The organism is Nocardioides halotolerans DSM 19273 (assembly GCF_000422805.1).
Lineage (GTDB): Bacteria > Actinomycetota > Actinomycetes > Propionibacteriales > Nocardioidaceae > Nocardioides > Nocardioides halotolerans.
This window is the reverse complement of record NZ_AUGT01000012.1, coordinates 152785-169908: the sequence shown is the minus strand read 5'-3', so window position 1 is coordinate 169908 and position 17124 is coordinate 152785. Positions and strand designations below refer to the sequence as shown.

Below are 17124 nucleotides of genomic sequence, written 5' to 3'. Positions count from 1 at the left end.
CGGAGCGAGGCGCCCCGCGATCGGCCTCCGGGCCGTGGCGCCCGCGCCGCAGCGAGCGCCAGCGAGCCAGGCGCCGCGAAGCTGGCGCCACGGACTGGGGGCCGAAACTCGCGGGGGTAGAAAGTCAGTGCGCGGCGTCGTGCCAGGACCGACCGGTGCCGACCGAGACGTCGAGCGGCACCAGCAGGTCGGCGGCCGAGCCCATCTGCTCGCGGACCAGGGCGTCGAGGTCGTCCTTCTCCCCCGGCGCGACCTCGAAGACGAGCTCGTCGTGGACCTGCAGCAGCATCCGCGAGCCGAGACCGGCCGCCTTGATGGCGCGGTCGACGTTGAGCATCGCGATCTTGATGAGGTCGGCGGCCGAGCCCTGGATCGGGGCGTTGAGGGCCATCCGCTCGGCCATCTCGCGGCGCTGCCGGTTGTCGGACGTGAGGTCGGGCAGGTAGCGGCGCCGACCCATGATCGTCTCGGTGTACTCGCTGGTGCGGGCCTGGTTGACGACGCCCTGGAGGTAGTCGCGGATGCCGCCGAAGGTCTCGAAGTACTCCTCCATCAGGCCGCGCGCCTCGCTCGGGTCGATGCCGAGCTGGGCGCCGAGGCCGAACGCCGAGAGGCCGTAGGCGAGGCCGTAGTTCATCGCCTTGATCTTGGCCCGCATCTCGACGGTCACCTCGTCGGCCGGGACGTCGAAGACCCTCGAGGCGGTGATGGAGTGGAAGTCGCGGCCGGACCTGAACGCCTCGATCAGCAGGTCGTCCTGCGAGAGGTGCGCCATGATCCGCATCTCGATCTGGCTGTAGTCGGCGGTGAGCAGGCTCTCGTAGCCCGTGCCGACGACGAACCCCTCGCGGATCCGGCGGCCCTCCTCGGTGCGGATGGGGATGTTCTGGAGGTTGGGGTCGGTGCTCGAGAGCCGGCCCGTCGCCGCGATCAGCTGGTTGAACGTCGTGCGGATCCGGCCGTCGGGCGAGACCGTCTTGAGCAGACCCTCGATGGTCTGGCGCAGGCGGGACACGTCGCGGTGGCGCAGCAGGTGGAGCAAGAAGGGGTGCTCGGTCTTGACGTAGAGCGCCTGCAGCGCGTCGGCATCGGTGGTGTAGCCGGTCTTGGTGCGCTTGGTCTTCGGCATCTGCAACTCGTCGAAGAGCACCACCTGGAGCTGCTTGGGCGAGCCGAGGTTGATCTCCTTGCCGATGACCGCGAACGCCTCCTCGGCGGCCAGCTTGACCTCGGCGGCGAAGTGGTCCTCGAGGGCACCGAGGTGCTCGCCGTCGACGGCGATGCCGGTGCGCTCCATCTGGGCGAGCAGGTCGACCAGCGGCAGCTCGACCTCGGTGAGCAGGCGGGTGCCGCCGCGCTCCTCGAGCTCGTCGTCGAGCGCGGCCGCGAGGTCGAGCACCGCCCGGGCGTGCAGCATCTCGGTCTCGCCCGGGCCGGAGCCGCCCGCCCCGTCGCCGTCGAGACCCTCGAGGCTGAGCTGGCCGTCGTCGGCCGGACCCTGGCGCAGCTCGCGCTTGAGGTAGCGGACGGTGAGGTCGGCCAGGTCGTAGGAACGCTGGTCGGGGCGCGCGAGGTAGGCCGAGAGGGCGGTGTCGCGCTCGAGCCCGGCGAGCGGCATGCCGCGCGCGGCGAAGGCGAGCATCGGCCCCTTGGCGTCGTGGAGCACCTTGGGCCGGGAGGCGTCCTTGAGCCAGTCGGCCAGCGCCTCCTCGTCGGCGACGTCGAGCGCGTCGGTCGCGGCGTACGCCGCCCCCTCCTCCGTCGCGAACGCCAGCGCGAGGAGGTCGCCCGTGCCGGCGCGCCAGTGGCCGACCGGGTGGATGCCGACCCGCTCGCCGCTGGACGCGTGCTCGGCGAGCCACCCGGCGAGCTCGCCGGTGCCGAGGACCCGCATCGAGACGTCGAACCCCGAGTCGTCGATCGCCTGCTCCTCCTCGGTGGGCAGCGACTCGAGCAGGCGGGTGCGCAGGACCTGGAACTCCAGCCCGTCGAACAGCTCGTGCACGGCCGCGCGGTCCCACGAGGGCCACAGGAGGTCTGCCGGGGCCAGCTCGAGGTCGAGGTCGCAGACCAGCGCGTTGAGGCGGCGGTTGCGGATCACGTCGGCGAGGTGCTCGCGCAGGGCCTCGCCCTTCTTGCCGGTGATCTCGTCGGCGTGGGTGATGAGGTTGTCGAGGCCGTCGTACTGGGTCAGCCACTTGGCGGCGTAGCCCTGGCCGACACCGGGCACGCCCGGCAGGTTGTCGGAGGTCTCGCCGACCAGCGCGGCGAGCTCGGGGTAGCGCGCGGGCGGCACGCCGTAGCGCTCCTCGACGGCCGCGGGCGTCATCCGCTTCATCTCGGAGACCCCGCGCATGGGGTAGATGACCGTGGTGTCGGCGTCGACGAGCTGGAAGGAGTCGCGGTCGCCCGAGCAGATGAGGATCTCGAACCCGTCGTCCTTGGCCCGGGTCGCCAGCGTGCCGATGATGTCGTCGGCCTCGTAGCCCTCCTTCTTGAGGAACGGGATCCGCATCGCGGTCAGCACCTCCTCGATGAGGGGCAGCTGGCTTGAGAACTCGCCGGGGGTCTTGCTGCGGCCCGCCTTGTACTCGGCGTACTGCTCCAGGCGGAAGGTCTGCCGCGACACGTCGAAGGCCACGGCGACGTGGGTGGGCCGCTCGTCGCGCAGCACGTTGATCAGCATCGAGGTGAACCCGAAGACCGCGTTGGTCGGCTGCCCGGTGGTGGTCGAGAAGTTCTCGAGCGGGAGCGCGAAGAAGGCGCGGTAGGCCAGCGAATGGCCGTCGAGCAGCAGCAGCCGGGGAGGACCGTCGGTCACATCGCCACTCTAGAGGCGCGCACCGACACCCCCGACCGGCGGACCCGGTCGGTCAGGAGGCGCTGGGGTCCTTCGCGGAACGCCGGCTCAGCTGGCGGCGCGCCGCCAGGACCTGTCCGAGGTGGCGACGGCCGGGCGACCGCTCGGTGATGCGCGCGCTGCTCGGCTGCGTCGCGGCCAGCTTGGCGCGCACCAACGACGTCGACGACGCGCGGAGCACGGCCTGGGGGCCGAGCGAGAGGCGCGCCATGAACCGGTTGGCATGGCGCGAGGAAGAGGGGGCGGCGGTGGTGATGTGGTGGATGCCGAGGTCCTCGGCCCACAGCACCGCGGCCTCCATCAGGACGCTGCCGATGCCCTTGCCCCGGAAGCTGGGGGTCACGTGCGGCGCCAGCGCCTGCACGGTCGGCTCGAGGTTGAGCGGGGTCATCGGGATCACCCGCAGGAGCACCGCTCCGGCCGGCTCGCCGTCGTACTCCGCGACGAGGAGCCGCCGCTCGGGCGACTCCGCGGCCTCCTTGACGATGATCTCGAGGTCGTGGACCTGGTCCTGACGGTCCGCTCGCCGCAGGGAGTCGCTCCACAGCTCGACGAGGAACGGTACGTCGGCGATGGTCGCCTGACGCATCGACACCGGTTGCCGGCTCATCGGGATCCTTGTCGTCACGAGGTGTGGGTCACCCGATGCGCGACACTGTGCCCGCCCTCCCACACCACAGGAGCCTCCCTTGCTACCGGGTCTCGCCTCGCTCGTCAACGTCACGACCGTCCTGGTCGGCGCCACCGCCGGGGTGCTTCTCGGAAACCGGCTACCGGTACGGACCAGGGACCTCGTGACCGACGCCCTGGGTCTGGTCACGCTGCTGATCGCCGCGACCTCCGCGATGGAGGTGCTCTCCCCCGACCTCGCCGACGAGGTCGGCGACAGCGCGCCGCTCCTCGTCGTGCTGGGCGCCCTGCTCATCGGCGGCATCGTCGGCTCGCTGCTGCGGATCGAGCAGCGCGTCGAGGCCTTCGGCGGGTGGCTGCAGGTGCGGCTGTCGGGCTCGCGGACCGGCTCGCAGGGAGGCTCAGGCACTTCGACGGAGCGGGCGAGGTTCATCGAGGGCTTCGTCGTCAGCTCGCTGGTGTTCTGCACCGGCCCGCTCACGATCCTCGGGTCGCTCAACGACGGCCTCGGCAACGGCCCCGACCAGATCCTGCTCAAGTCGGTGCTCGACGGGTTCGCCGCCGTCGCGTTCGCGGCGTCGTTCGGCTGGGGCGTCGCGGCGAGCGCCATCACGATCGTCGTGATCCAGGGCGGCCTCACCCTGGTCGGGGTCGGGCTCGGCGACGTGCTCCCCGAGGCCCACCTCGCCGCCATCACGGCGGCCGGCGGCCTGATGCTCGTCGGGGTCGCGCTGCGGCTGCTCCGGATCCGCGAGATCCCGGTCGCCGACCTCCTGCCCGCGCTCCTGGTCGCGCCGCTGCTGGTGCAGGTCGCCGCCGCGATACACGGCTGAGCCGCGGCTGGGAATAGTCCTCACCTAGCCCGAACGCATCATGTTCTGGCCCGTGTGGCGCATTGACGTAACGGTTCGCTAACGAGAGGGTTCGCGGAGGCGCGGCCCGCCTTGCTGAGATTACGGTGGCCGTGTTGAGCCCGGCGTGCGGGGTGCCGGGCCGCGGTGAAGTGCACTCACGAACAGAAAGGTTCACGACGTGAATCGATCCACCACCGCCTCCCGGCGGTTCAGGCGGCTGTCGGCCACGGTCGCTCTGGGCGCTGCCCTGGGGCTGTCCCTGGTCGCCTGCGGCGACGACGGAGACTCCTCCGGGTCCGACGCCGGCGACGGCGACACCACCAGCGCGGCACCGACCGACGAGAGCTCGCCGTCCGAGACCGCGGCCGCGTTCACCGACGACAAGTGTGCGCAGGGTGCCACCAGCGCCGACTCGTTCAAGGTCGGCGGCATCCTGCCCCTGACCGGCAGCCTCGCCTTCCTCGGGCCTCCGGCGGTCGCCGGTGTGGGTCTGGCCGTCTCCGACATCAACGCGGCGGGTGGCGTCAACGGCGCCAAGGCCTGCCACGACATCCTCGACTCGGGCGACGCCAACGACATGTCGATCTCGACTGCCTCGGCCGGCACCATGGTCGCCGGCGCGCCGTCGGTCGTGATCGGCGCCGAGTCGTCCAGCGTGTCGCTCAACTTCGTGGACACCCTGACCGAGGCCAAGATCACCCAGGTCTCGCCCGCCAACACGGCGATCGACCTGTCCGGCTACTCGCCGTACTACTTCCGCACCGCCCCGCCGGACACGGTCCAGGGCAACGCGCTCGGCACGCTGATCAGCCAGGACGGCTACACCAACGTCGGCTTCCTGGTCTTCGCCGACACCTACGGCACCGGCCTGCGCAACGCCACCGAGGACACCATCACCGCCGCCGGCGGCAAGTGCGTCTACGGCTGCAAGGGCGCCGGCGAGGAGTTCCAGCCGAACCAGACGACGTTCTCCGCCGAGGTCCAGGCCGTCACCGCGGCCAAGCCCGACGCGATCGTCATCATCGCCTTCGACGAGACCAAGTCGATCGTGCCCGAGCTGGCCGCGTCCGGCTGGGACATGTCCAAGACCTACTTCGTCGACGGCAACCTGTCGGACTACAGCGAGGACTTCGAGCCGGGCACGCTCGAGGGCGCCCAGGGCACCCTCCCCGGCCAGGACCCCGACCAGGGCTTCAAGGACCAGCTCAAGGGCTGGTACCAGCAGGCCAACGGTGAAGAGGTCAAGGACTTCTCCTACGGTGCCGAGGCCTACGACGCCACCATCCTCTCCGCGCTCGCCGCGGTGAAGGGCGGCTCGAACGACTCGGAGACGGTGGACAAGAACTTCGCCGCCGTCTCGGGCGCCACCGACGGCGAGGAGTGCAACACCTACGCCGACTGCGTCGCCCTGCTCGAGGAGGGCAAGGAGATCCGCTACGCCGGCCCGTCGGGCATCGGTCCGATCGACGACGAGAACGACCCGTCGTCGGCGTTCATCGGCATCTACCAGTACGACGCCAACAACAAGAACATCCTGAGCGGCACGGTCGAGGGCTCCAAGCCCTGATCTGAACGCCTCAGAGTTCTGACCGAAGGCCCCGGACCGCAAGGTCCGGGGCCTTCTGTCGTAAGACGGTCAGTCGCCCGAGGCCTGACGAGCCTCCACATAGAGCGTCATCTTCTTCAGCAGCCGGTTCAACGTCGCCAGCTCCTCCTTGCTGAGCACCGTGACCACGTCGTCCTCGGCGGAGCCGCGCAGGTCCATGGCCTCGCGCCACAGGCGCAGGCCCTCCCTGGTGGCCTCCACCTCGACGCGGCGGCGGTCCTCGGCGCCGGGCATCCGCTTGAGCCAGCCCTTCTTCTCCATGCTGTCGAGCCGCCCGGTGACGCCGGCGTTCGAGACCCCCATCTCCTGGGCCAGCTCGCCGGGCGAGGCGCGGCCGGGGGTGTCACGGATCATCAGGGCGTGCAGGGTCTCGTACTCGAAGTCCTGCAGTCCGACCCGGGCGACGGCCTCCTTGGTGGTGAGCTTGAACCACTTGAAGATGTTGCCGATGCGCACCGTCATCGCCTCGACGTCGTCGTCGAACCCCTTGTCGAGCACCCAGTGGTCGCGCCAGCGCTCCACGTGGAGGTCCGCCTCGTCCTTGGCCACGCCGACAGCGTACCGAATCTTTCGTTGACGAATATTTCGCTGCCGAATAACCTTCTGCGATGAGCACGACGCGGGACGACCACCCGCTGCGCCACGCGCCGTTCCGCTGGCTGGTCGCCGGCACGACGATCAACCTCCTCGGCGGCGGCATCGCCCCGGTGGCGCTGGCGTTCGCGGTGCTCGACCTGGGCGGCGGCGCCTCCGAGCTCGGGCTCGTGGTCGGCCTCTACGCGCTGGCCGACGTCGGCGCGGTGCTGTTCGGCGGCGTGCTCGGCGACCGGCTCCCCCGCACCGTCATGCTGCAGGGCTCGGCCGCTGCGGCGGCCGTGGCGCAGGGGCTCGTGGCGCTGTCACTGATCGGCGACTGGTCGAGCATCCCGCTCCTGGCGGTCCTCGGCATGGTCAACGGCTGCCTGAGCGCCCTCGGCGGACCGAGCTCGTCTGCCATAACCCAGCAGACCGTGCCGGCCGGCCTGCTCCAGCGGGCCATCTCGTGGCGCCGGATCAGCCAGAACGTCGCCCTCATCCTCGGCAACGGCGTGGCCGGGCTGCTGGTGGTCTGGGTCGGGAGCGGCTGGGCGCTGGCGTTCGACGCGCTGACCTTCGCCGTCGCGGCCCTGCTGTTCACCCAGGTGCGGGTGCCGGCGGTGCCCGCCCCGGCAGCCCAGGCGGGCCTCTGGGGCGAGGTCGCGGACGGCTTCCGCGAGGTCATGCGCCACACGTGGCTGTGGCTGCTCATCCTCCAGGCGCTGCTCTACCACCTCTTCTACGGCGGCGCGCAGAGCGTGCTGGGCCCGATCGTGGTGAGCGACAGCATCGGCCGGCCCGCCTGGGGCTGGGCGCTCTCGGCGATGATGGTCGGCTTCGTGGTCGGCGGCCTGGTCACGCTGCGCTGGAGGCCGCGGCACGCGCTCTTCGTCGGCACCTGCTTCCTGGCCCTCACCGCCGCCTTCCCCCTGGCGATGGCGTGGTCGGACTCGCTGGTCGTCGTGCTCGTGGGTGCGTGGCTGCACGGCTTCGGGCTCGAGATCTTCAGCGTCGGCTGGGACCTCTCGATCCAGGAGCAGGTTGACCCCGACAAGCTGGCGCGGGTCTACTCCTTCGACATGATCGGGTCGTTCATCGCACGGCCCGTCGGGCTGGTGCTCACCGGCCCCCTGGCGGCCCTGGTGGGCAGCCGGGCGTGGCTGACCGTCGTGGGCGCGGTCATCGTCGGGAGCGTGCTCATGTCGCTGACGTCCGGCGACGTACGCCGGCTCCAGCGCCGCGAAGCCGCACCGGAGCCGTCCGTGCCGGCTGCGGCTACTCCTTGACGAGCTTGGGGTCCTCGCCCTTCGCGCCCTCGACGTCCTCGGCGAGCGTGCCGAGGTAGAGCTCGATGACCTTGGGGTCCTTGGCGAGCTCGCGCCCGGTGCCGGTGTAGGCGTCCTTGCCCTGGTCGAGCACGTAGCCGCGGTCGCAGATCTGCAGGCAGCGCCGGGCGTTCTGCTCCACCATCACCACGCAGACGCCGGTCTTGTTGATCCGGCGGGTGCGGATGAACGTCTCGTCCTGGCGGACCGGCGACAGGCCGGCGGAGGGCTCGTCGAGCAGGAGCACCGACGGCTCCATCATCAGCGCGCGGGCCATGGCCAGCGACTGCCGCTCGCCGCCGGAGAGCGCACCGGCGGAGCGGGTCCGGCGCTCGTGCAGCGCCGGGAACAGGTCCCACATGACGCCCAGCCGCTCGCGGACCTTCTTGGGCCGCAGGAACAGCCCCATCTGGAGGTTCTCCTCGATGGTCAGCGAGGGGAACACGTTGTTGTTCTGGGGGACGAAGCCGACACCCATCTCCACGAGCGTGTTGGCACGCAGGTTGGTGATGTCCTGGGTGCCGAGGTGGACGCTGCCGGAGCGGATCTTCACGAGCCCGAACATCGCCTTGAGCAGCGTGGACTTGCCGGCGCCGTTGGGGCCGATGATGCCGATCATCTCGCCCGGGTAGGCGACCAGGCTGCACCCGTTGAGGATGTTGACGCCGGGCAGGTAGCCGGCGACGACGTCCTTGGCCTCGATGACGGCCGTCTGGGTGGCCTGCTGGGTGTCGGTCATGACCGCTGCTCCTCCTCGCGCTCGGCCTCCTCGGCCGCGACCTCTGCCTCGAGCTGCTCGAGGGTCGCGTCGGAGAGCAGGGCGTCGTCGCCCAGGTCGGTGTCGTGGTGGGCGCCGAGGTAGGCGTCGATGACCGCCGTGTTGGACATCACCGAGTCGGCCGGACCCTCCGCGACGAGCTTGCCCTCGGCCATCACGACGACCCAGTCGGAGATGTGCCGCACGACGTGCATGTCGTGCTCGACGAACAGCACGGTCGTGCCCTCGTCGCGCAGGGACTGGATGTGGCCGAGCAGCGACTGGGTGAGCGCGGGGTTCACTCCGGCCATCGGCTCGTCGAGCATGATCATCTTCGGGTCGCTCATCAGGGCCCGGGCCATCTCCAGCAGCTTGCGCTGCCCGCCCGAGAGCGAGCCGGCGTAGTCCTTGCGCTTCTCCAGCAGGCTGAACCGGTCGAGCAGGGCGAGCGCCTTCTCCTCGACCTGCTTCTCCTGCGCGGACCAGAACGGCTTGATCAGGCACTTGGCGAGGTTCTCGCCGGCCTGGTTCTGGGCGCCGAGCATCATGTTGTCCATCACCGTCATCCGGCTCAGCGCCTTGGTGAGCTGGAAGGTGCGGACCATGCCGGACTTCGCGACCTTGGACGCCGACGTGCGGTCGAGGGTGGCCCCGTCGAAGCTCCAGTGGGCACCGCGGCCGGCGGACGTCGGCCGGTCGAAGCCGGTGATGAGGTTGAAGAACGTCGTCTTGCCGGCGCCGTTCGGGCCGATCAGCGCGGTGATGATGCCGCGCTGCACCTCCAGGTGGTCGACGTCGACGGCCGTGATGCCGCCGAACTGACGCACGATGTTGTCGACCTTGAGGATCGGGTCGGGCTTCGACGAGCCGGGCTCGGGCTCGACGCCCGACATCAGCTGGCGGCGCGCGGCCGGGTCGGCCAGTCCCTTGGCGGTGGTGGTCTCAGACATTGAACCGGAGCTCTCTCTTGTCTCCCAGGATGCCCTGTGGTCTGAAGATCACCAGCAGCATCAGGGCGACGCCGACGATGATGAAGGCGAACTGGCTGGTCTGCTGGCCGTTCATGATGTTGAGGTAGTCGTCGGAGGACAGGTAGGTGTTGGCGACCCCGATGAGGAAGACCCGGCCGACGAAGAAGATCAGCGAGCCGAGCACCGGCCCCCATATCGTGGCCGCGCCGCCGAGCAGGAGGGCGGTGTAGGCGAAGAACGTGATCGAGCGGCCCAGGGCGTCGGGCTGCACGGCGGCCGGGAGGACGTACATCATGCCGCCGATCGCGCCGAACAGGCCGCCGATGATCAGCGCCTGCATCTTGATCGCGAACACGTTCTTGCCGAGGCTGCGCATGGCGTCCTCGTCCTCGCGCACCCCCTTGAGCGCACGGCCCCAGGGGCTGCGGGTCAGGCCGAGCACGATGATCAGGCTGATCCCCACGAGGATCCACGCGACGACCGTGAACCACCACCCGTTGACGCCGGTGTTGCGCTGCGAGACCGGCGCGAGGAAGAACAGCAGGACGACCACCAGCGCGGTGAGCCCCACCATGGCCAGCGTGCGGGTCGAGCCCTCGAGGCCCACCTTGCGACGGCCGATGCGGACGGCCGTCCAGATGGCGGCGACGACGACCAGCCAGCCGAGCAGCCGGACCACGGTCGAGCCGCCGGCCACGTCGAGGTAGTTGAACGGCAGCAGCTGCGTGGTGCCGGTGGGGAACGGCGAGAGGTCGGTGAACGGCGTGCGGTACTGGCTGCCGGCGATGCCCTGCGCGGCGTTGGTGAGGTTGGACAGGCTCTCGTAGCCGCCCGACCTGCCGACGTAGCGGATGATCTCCGCCGCGGAGATCGTGACGATCGCGAGGTAGTCGCCCCTCAGCTTCAGCGTCGGGACGCCGAGCACGAGGGCGAACACGAACGCGACCGCCAGCCCCACCAGGATCGCCACCGGCAGCGGCCAGCCCTGGGTGATCGAGATGGCGAAGCCGTAGGCGCCGAGGAGCATGAACGCCGACTGGCCGATGTTGATCAGGCCGGTGTAGCCGAAGTGGATGTTGAGGCCGATGACGGCGATCGCGACGGCTGCGGTCTGCGGGTCCACCGCGGTGCGCATCATCGCGTTGAGGATGCCCTGGATGTCGTCCATGGAGGTGGTCCCTTCTACCCGACCCGCTGGGGCCGGCCGAGCAGGCCCTGAGGTCGCACCAGCAGGAGCAGGATGAGGATGAGGAGTGCGGCGGCGTACTTGAAGTCACCCGGGATGACCATGGGCGAGAGCTCCACCACGAGCCCGATGATCAGCGACCCGACGAGCGCGCCGAAGGCCGTGCCGAGACCGCCCAGGGTCACCGCCGCGAAGAGCAGCAGCAGGATCTGGAGGCCGGTGTCCCACTTCACGCCGTTGACGATGAGCGCGTAGAGGATGCCGGAGAGGCCGGAGAGGCCCATCGCGACGGTCCAGACGAGGCGGATCACCTTGTCGGTGTCGATGCCGGACGCCTGGGCCAGCGCGGGGTTGTCGGCGACCGCGCGGGTGGCGCGACCGATGCGGGTGCGGAGCAGTGCGAGGCCGACCAGCGCGAGGACGACGGCCGCGATGCCCATGGCCCACAGCGACTGGTCGGTGATCCGGATCGAGCCGAAGTCGCGCGTCTCGGGCGTCTCGACCACCACGCGCACGGTGCGGGCGCCGACGGTGTACTGGAAGGCGTACTGCATGGCCAGCGAGAGGCCGATGGTGACGATCATCAGCTGGGTCAGGCCCAGCCCCCGCCTTCGCAGGGGTTGCCACAGGATGCGGTCCTGGAACCACCCGGTGAAGCCGCAGATGATGACCACCAGGATCCCGCCGACGACGAGCGGCAGCCCCGCGACGTTGACGAGGCCGTAGCCCACCATGCCGCCCAGGGTCACCTGCTCGGCGTGGGCGAAGTTGGAGATGCCGGTGGTGCCGTAGATCAGGCTGAGCCCGACGCTGGCCAGCGCCAGCAGCAGGCCGAGCCGGATGCCGTTGACGCTGGACTGGATGAACTCGTCCCACTTGCTGGTGCTGTCGTCGAAGCCCTTGGGGCGCACGGTGAGGACCGGGCCGTAGTTCTGGCCGAGCTGGACGTTGTCGACCTTGATCGTGCCCTCGGGGCCGCGCAGCGCGGCGTTCGCCGGGGGCCGGAGCTCGGAGCCCTTGGGCAGGGTCTCCTCGTCGACGCCCACGAGGTAGTTGCCGGGCTCGGTGATCGTGAAGGCGAACTTGCCGTCCTTCTCGGTGGTCTGGGTCTCCGTGCTGCCGTCGGGCTTGGTCAGCGTCACGTCGACGCCCTCGATCGGCTCGGCGCGGCTGCCCATCGTGCCCGCGATGCACGCGGTCTCGTCCTTCTTCGGCAGGCAGAGCGTGGCGGCCTCGACGGACCGGCTGGAGAGCAGCAGGAGCAGGGGCGCCACGAGCAGGGAGAGCACGAGGAACGCCGCCGCGCGGGCGACCACGCCTCGCTCTAGGACGCTCGTTCGGGACATCAAGTGGGTCCTCCTCCCCCGGCACCCGGCCGGATGCTGCCCGGCAGTCTATGGGTGGGAACTCCGGTTTGCGCCACCCCCACGGCTGCGGCTCGCCGTAGGAAACCAGACCTTGGCCGCGCCGTCAGGCGCGGGGTGGTGCGTCACCGGTCGGCGATGCCCGGTCCGTGCTCGACCACGCCGTCGGCGACCTGGCGCATCGACAGCCGCAGGTCCATCGCCGTCTTCTGGATCCAGCGGAACGCATCGGGCTCGGACAGGTCGAGCTGCTGCATCAACAGGCTCTTGGCGCGCTCGACGGCCTTGCGGGTCTCGAGGCGCTCGGTGAGGTCGGCGACCTCGGCCTCGAGCAGCGCGAGCTCGCCGAACCTGCTGACCGCCATCTCGATGGCCGGCACCAGGTCGGCCTGGGTGAACGGCTTGACCAGGTAGGCCATCGCGCCGGCGTCGCGCGCGCGCTCGACGAGCTCGCGCTGGCTGAACGCCGTCAGGATCACCACCGGCGCGATCCGCTGGCTCGCGATCTGCTCCGCGGCGGCGATGCCGTCGAGCACGGGCATCTTGACGTCGAGGATCACCAGGTCGGGACGCAGCTGCTCGGCCAGCTCGACGGCGGTCGCCCCGTCACCGGCCTGGCCGACGACGTCGTACCCCTCCTCGGTGAGCATCTCCGCGAGGTCCATGCGGATGAGGACCTCGTCCTCGGCCACGACGACCGTCCTGGCTGCTCCCGCGGGGCTCTCCGACACGGGCGACAGGCTAACGGGCGGTGGCCGCCGCCTCCGTCGTCGCCTCGACGCTGGACTGCCCGAACCGCTCGACGTAGAGCTGCACCTCGACGCGCTCGACCCGCAGCCGCGAGCACTCGGTGGCGGCGGCCCGGGCGTTCGCGACCGCCCGCTCGTTGCTCGCCATCGCCCAGCGCCACACGCTGCTCATCGGGTTCACGGCGCAAACTCTAGTGGACGACTCGACTTTTGCCGAACGGCGAGGAATCTCCGGCTTCCGGTAGCGTTCTCGAACCCGGCCGGGTTGGTGGAATGGCAGACACTGCGCACTCAAAATGCGTTGCCCTCACGGGCGTGTGGGTTCGACTCCCACACCCGGCACACGTTGTCGGCGGATGCCGCGACCATCGTGGGGTGACGCACATCCGCCCACTGCGCACCGTCGAGAGCGCCTTGCGCGCCTCGGACAACGGGATGCGCGACGCGGACAACGCCGCACTCCACGGAGTGGCGGTCAAGACGATCCGCCGATGGCGTCGGCTCTACCAGCGCCGCGGGCAGCCGCGCGGACAGCAGCACACCATCGCCCCGTGTCCTCGCTGCGAGGACGCGGAGCTCGACGGCGCGGCCTACGCCGAGCTCCTCGGCTGGTACCTCGGCGACGGTCACATCAGCCGACAGAGGCGAGATGTCTTCGGGCTGCACGTGGTCAACGACAAGCGCTATGTCCACGACCTCGACCGGATCGCAGTCCTGATGGCCCGGGTCAAGCCGGGCGGACGTCCGCACGGGCGCAGCGTTCCCGGAGCCGTCATCGTCACGACGTCGTGGAAGCACTGGCCGTGTCTGTTCCCTCAGCACGGTCCTGGCCGCAAACACCAGCGACCCATCGTGCTCGAGGACTGGCAGCGCAGCCTCGTCGAGACACACCCAGCGGCGTTCCTCCGCGGTCTGTTCCACTCCGACGGATGCCGAGCCAACAACTGGACCCGCAAGAAGATCGATGGCAGGTGGAAGCGCTACGACTATCCCCGCTGGCAGTTCACCAACCACTCCGCCGACATCCGTGAGCTGTGCTGCTGGGCGCTCGACCTGCTGGACATCCCGTGGCGTCAGTCCAACCGCTACGTCGTCAGCGTGTCCACCCGCGCCGGAGTCGCCAGGCTCGACGAGCTGATCGGGCTGAAGTCCTAGCTCGCAGACCGGCGGTACGCCGGAGCGACGCCGTCGACGGCGTCACCCATGCGGTGCACACGCAGGGCGTTGGTCGAGCCGGGGATGCCCGGCGGCGAGCCGGCGATGATGACGACCAGGTCGCCCTTGTCGACCCGGCCGATGTTGAGCAGCTGCTCGTCGACCTGGGCCACCATCTCGTCGGTGTGCTCGACGGTCAGCGTCTTGAAGGTCTCCACGCCCCACGACAACGAGAGCCGCGAGCGGGTCTGCGCCTCGGGCGTGAAGGCCAGGATCGGCACCGGGCCGCGCAGGCGCGACATGCGCCGGGCCGAGTCGCCGGACTGGGTGAACGCGACGACGTACTTCGCATCGACGCGCTCCGCGACCTCGCCGGCGGCCTTGGCGATCACGCCGCCGATCGTGTGCGGGTCCCAGTCGAGCACCCGGAGCGTGCCGACCTCCTGCTGCTCCAGGGCGTGCTGCTCGGTGGCCTCCACGATCCGCGCCATGGTCTCGACGGCGACGACGGGGTACTCCCCCACGCCGGTCTCGCCGGAGAGCATGACCGCGTCGGCACCGTCGAGGATCGCGTTGGCGACGTCGGAGACCTCGGCGCGGGTCGGCGAGGGGCTCGTGGTCATCGACTCGAGCATCTGGGTCGCGACGATCACTGGCTTCGCGTTGAGGCGCGCCTTGTCGATGATCGTCTTCTGGAGGAACGGCACCTCCTCGGGCGGGCACTCCACCCCGAGGTCACCGCGGGCGACCATGAAGCCGTCGAACGCCGCGATCACCTCGTCGAGGTTCTCGATCGCCTGGGGCTTCTCGATCTTGGCGATCACGGGCAGGAGCACGTTCTCCTCGCGCATGATCCGCCGCACGTCCTCCGCGTCGGCGGCGCTGCGCACGAAGCTGAGCGCGATGAAGTCGACGGTGAGGTGCAGCGCGAACCTCAGGTCCTCGATGTCCTTCTCCGACAGCGCCGGCACCGACACGGCGACACCGGGGAGGTTGATCCCCTTGTGGTCGCTCACGGTGCCGCCGACCACGACCTCGCACACGACGTCGGTGCCGTCCTTGACCTCGGTCACCCGCAGCCGGACCTTGCCGTCGTCGATGAGGATCGGGTCGCCCGGCTGGACGTCGCCGGCGAGACCCTTGTACGTCGTACCGCTGATCTGGTCGTTGCCGTCGACCTCGCGGGTGGTGATCGTCCACGTCGCACCGGCGGCCAGCGCGACCGGCCCGCCGGAGAACGACTCGAGGCGGATCTTCGGACCCTGCAGGTCGGCGAGGATGCCCACTCCCCGTCCGCTCCCGTCGGCGGCCTCCCGCACGCGGCGGTAGACGGCCGCCTTGTCGGCCTGGGTCCCGTGGCTCATGTTCAGCCGCGCCACGTCCATCCCCGCGTCGACGAGCTCGCGGATCCGCTCGGGGGTGGAGGTCGCCGGCCCCAGCGTGCACACGATCTTCGCTCTTCTCACGTGGAGACACCCTAGCGAGGATTGGAACGATCAAACAACGGCAACGCGGTCGACCCGGCGCGAAGTTCGAGCCGGGTCGACCACCACTAGACGACGAGGGGGCGGTCGGTGGGCCGGACCGGGTAAGGCAGGGTGGTGGAGCCGGTGAGGTACTGGTCGACGGCGGAGGCCGCGGCCCGGCCCTCGGCGATCGCCCAGACGATCAGCGACTGGCCACGGCCGGCGTCGCCGGCGACGAACACGCCCGGCACCGAGGTCATGTAGGACGCGTCGCGGGCGATGTTGCCGCGCTCGTCGAGGTCGACGCCGAGCTGCTCGACGAGACCGGGCTTCTCGGGGCCGAGGAAGCCCATCGCGAACAGCACCAGCTGTGCGGGGATCTCGCGCTCGGTGCCCTCGACCTCCTCGAACCGGCCGTCCGCGAACGCCACCTCGACCAGACGCAGCGCGCGCACGTTGTCCGACTCGTCACCGAGGAACTCCTGGGTCGACACGGAGTAGACCCGGTCGCCGGCCTCCTCGTGCGCGGACGAGACCCGGAAGGTCATCGGGTACGTCGGCCAGGGCTGGCCCTCGGGGCGGTCCGACGGCGGCTCGGGCAGGATCTCGAGCTGGGTGATCGACCGGGCGCCCTGGCGCGTCGCGGTGCCGAGGCAGTCGGCACCGGTGTCGCCGCCGCCGATGATGACGACGTCCTTGCCCGTCGCCAGGACCTGGCCCTCGACGGGCTCGCCGAGCGAGGCGCGGTTGGACTGCGGCAGGAAGTCCATCGCCTGGTGGATCCCGCCCAGCTCACGCCCGGTGATCGGGAGGTCGCGCGGGGCGGTCGCGCCCATGGCGAGCACGACGGCGTCGTAGCGGTCGCGCAGCGACTCGGCGGTCAGCTCGTCGCCGACCGAGACGCCGGCGCGGAAGACCGTGCCCTCGCGGCGCATCTGGTCGAGGCGCCGGTCGAGGTGCTTCTTCTCCATCTTGAACTCGGGGATGCCGTAGCGCAGCAGCCCGCCGATCTTGTCGGCCCGCTCGTAGACCGCGACGGTGTGCCCGGCGCGGGTCAGCTGCTGAGCCGCGGCCAGGCCGGCCGGGCCGGAGCCGACCACAGCGACGGTGCGGCCGGAGAGCCACTCGGGCGGCTGCGGCCGCACGAACCCGCTCTCCCACGCCTTGTCGATGATCGTGACCTCGACGTTCTTGATCGTCACCGGTCCCCCATAGGTGTCACCAGGGATGCCGAGCACGCACGCGGTCTCGCAAGGCGCGGGGCACAGCCGGCCGGTGAACTCGGGGAAGTTGTTGGTCGCGTGCAGGCGCTCGATCGCGCCCTCCCAGTCGTCGCGCCAGACCAGGTCGTTCCACTCGGGGATGATGTTGCCGAGCGGGCAGCCCTGGTGGCAGAACGGGATGCCGCAGTCCATGCAGCGGCCGGCCTGGGTCGTGATGATCGGCAGCAGGGCCCGGCCCATCCCGCCCGGGTAGACCTCGTCCCAGTCGTGCACGCGCTCCTCGACCGGACGCCGCTCGGCGACCTCGCGACCGTGCTTGAGGAAGCCCTTCGGGTCAGCCATGAAGAAGACCTGCACTCTCCATCATTGCGGTGCCGCGCACGGCGTCACCGCAGCCGGACG

At 70.3% G+C, this 17124-nt stretch carries 15 protein-coding genes and 1 tRNA gene; 5 read left to right on the top strand and 11 right to left on the bottom strand.

What is annotated here, in order from left to right; translation table 11 throughout:
* Positions 1–124: 124 nt before the first annotated feature.
* Together polA and G514_RS0103720 are read right to left on the bottom strand one after the other, a co-directional pair.
* Positions 125–2821, bottom strand: a complete 2697-nt coding sequence (gene polA / locus G514_RS24700; protein WP_036563470.1) for a DNA polymerase I — start codon at positions 2819–2821, stop codon at positions 125–127.
* 52 nt (positions 2822–2873) lie between these two features.
* A complete protein-coding gene (locus tag G514_RS0103720) occupies positions 2874–3470 on the bottom strand; it encodes a GNAT family N-acetyltransferase (protein WP_036563469.1) in 597 nt (198 codons plus the stop codon).
* Between the two features lie 79 nt (positions 3471–3549).
* On the opposite strand from G514_RS0103720, the gene G514_RS0103715 reads away from it, so the two are divergent.
* Entirely contained in the window at positions 3550–4323 is a 774-nt protein-coding gene (locus G514_RS0103715; RefSeq protein ID WP_028650663.1) for a DUF554 domain-containing protein, read from the top strand.
* Between the two features lie 199 nt (positions 4324–4522).
* Entirely contained in the window at positions 4523–5911 is a 1389-nt protein-coding gene (locus G514_RS24695) for an ABC transporter substrate-binding protein (protein WP_211222024.1), read from the top strand.
* A gap of 69 nt (positions 5912–5980) precedes the next feature.
* Here G514_RS24695 and G514_RS24690 read toward each other — a convergent pair whose 3' ends face one another.
* Positions 5981–6499 carry a MarR family winged helix-turn-helix transcriptional regulator gene (locus G514_RS24690; RefSeq protein ID WP_245582091.1) on the bottom strand — a complete coding sequence of 173 codons (519 nt, stop codon included), beginning with the start codon at positions 6497–6499 and terminating at the stop codon, positions 5981–5983.
* 59 nt (positions 6500–6558) lie between these two features.
* On the opposite strand from G514_RS24690, the gene G514_RS0103700 reads away from it, so the two are divergent.
* Complete coding sequence (locus G514_RS0103700; RefSeq protein WP_028650662.1) at positions 6559–7812, top strand: MFS transporter; 1254 nt, start codon at positions 6559–6561, stop codon at positions 7810–7812.
* On the opposite strand, the gene G514_RS0103695 is transcribed toward G514_RS0103700, so the two are convergent.
* The 6 genes from G514_RS0103695 to G514_RS0103670 all read right to left on the bottom strand — a co-directional run bounded on the left by G514_RS0103695 (position 7802) and on the right by G514_RS0103670 (position 13059).
* Entirely contained in the window at positions 7802–8590 is a 789-nt protein-coding gene (locus tag G514_RS0103695; RefSeq protein ID WP_028650661.1) for an ABC transporter ATP-binding protein, read from the bottom strand. The genes G514_RS0103700 and G514_RS0103695 overlap by 11 nt on opposite strands.
* Positions 8587–9558, bottom strand: a complete 972-nt coding sequence (locus G514_RS0103690) for an ABC transporter ATP-binding protein (RefSeq protein WP_028650660.1) — start codon at positions 9556–9558, stop codon at positions 8587–8589. Before G514_RS0103690 ends, G514_RS0103695 begins: the two co-directional genes overlap by 4 nt.
* Positions 9551–10747, bottom strand: a complete 1197-nt coding sequence (locus G514_RS0103685) for a branched-chain amino acid ABC transporter permease (protein ID WP_028650659.1) — start codon at positions 10745–10747, stop codon at positions 9551–9553. Before G514_RS0103685 ends, G514_RS0103690 begins: the two co-directional genes overlap by 8 nt.
* 14 nt (positions 10748–10761) lie before the next feature.
* Positions 10762–12111: an ABC transporter permease subunit gene (locus G514_RS0103680; protein WP_157544580.1), complete on the bottom strand. Its 1350-nt coding sequence runs from the start codon at positions 12109–12111 to the stop codon at positions 10762–10764.
* Between the two features lie 143 nt (positions 12112–12254).
* The gene (locus tag G514_RS0103675; RefSeq protein ID WP_036563464.1) at positions 12255–12860 is read right to left on the bottom strand and encodes an ANTAR domain-containing response regulator; all 606 of its coding nucleotides are present in this window, start codon (positions 12858–12860) and stop codon (positions 12255–12257) included.
* Between the two features lie 10 nt (positions 12861–12870).
* The gene (locus G514_RS0103670; protein WP_028650656.1) at positions 12871–13059 is read right to left on the bottom strand and encodes a hypothetical protein; all 189 of its coding nucleotides are present in this window, start codon (positions 13057–13059) and stop codon (positions 12871–12873) included.
* Positions 13060–13137: 78 nt separating this feature from the next.
* Here G514_RS0103670 and G514_RS0103665 point away from each other — a divergent pair.
* A tRNA-Leu gene (locus G514_RS0103665) sits at positions 13138–13220 on the top strand.
* Between the two features lie 33 nt (positions 13221–13253).
* Complete coding sequence (locus G514_RS0103660; protein WP_028650655.1) at positions 13254–14033, top strand: hypothetical protein; 780 nt, start codon at positions 13254–13256, stop codon at positions 14031–14033.
* On the opposite strand, the gene pyk is transcribed toward G514_RS0103660, so the two are convergent.
* Together pyk and G514_RS0103650 are read right to left on the bottom strand one after the other, a co-directional pair.
* Complete coding sequence (gene pyk, locus G514_RS0103655; protein ID WP_028650654.1) at positions 14030–15499, bottom strand: pyruvate kinase; 1470 nt, start codon at positions 15497–15499, stop codon at positions 14030–14032. The two genes, G514_RS0103660 and pyk, sit on opposite strands and share 4 nt — an antisense overlap.
* 86 nt (positions 15500–15585) lie before the next feature.
* Positions 15586–17064 carry a glutamate synthase subunit beta gene (locus G514_RS0103650; RefSeq protein ID WP_028650653.1) on the bottom strand — a complete coding sequence of 493 codons (1479 nt, stop codon included), beginning with the start codon at positions 17062–17064 and terminating at the stop codon, positions 15586–15588.
* Positions 17065–17124: the final 60 nt, after the last annotated feature.

Excerpts from the sequence above, each read along its gene's own strand:
- G514_RS0103720 (WP_036563469.1), bottom strand. The coding sequence starts at position 3,470 with ATGAGCCGGCAACCGGTGTCGATGCGTCAGGCGACCATCGCCGACGTA.
- G514_RS0103700 (WP_028650662.1), top strand. The coding sequence starts at position 6,559 with ATGAGCACGACGCGGGACGACCACCCGCTGCGCCACGCGCCGTTCCGC.
- G514_RS0103695 (WP_028650661.1), bottom strand. The coding sequence starts at position 8,590 with ATGACCGACACCCAGCAGGCCACCCAGACGGCCGTCATCGAGGCCAAG.
- G514_RS0103690 (WP_028650660.1), bottom strand. The coding sequence starts at position 9,558 with ATGTCTGAGACCACCACCGCCAAGGGACTGGCCGACCCGGCCGCGCGC.
- G514_RS0103685 (WP_028650659.1), bottom strand. The coding sequence starts at position 10,747 with ATGGACGACATCCAGGGCATCCTCAACGCGATGATGCGCACCGCGGTG.
- G514_RS0103680 (WP_157544580.1), bottom strand. The coding sequence starts at position 12,111 with ATGTCCCGAACGAGCGTCCTAGAGCGAGGCGTGGTCGCCCGCGCGGCG.
- G514_RS0103650 (WP_028650653.1), bottom strand. The coding sequence starts at position 17,064 with ATGGCTGACCCGAAGGGCTTCCTCAAGCACGGTCGCGAGGTCGCCGAG.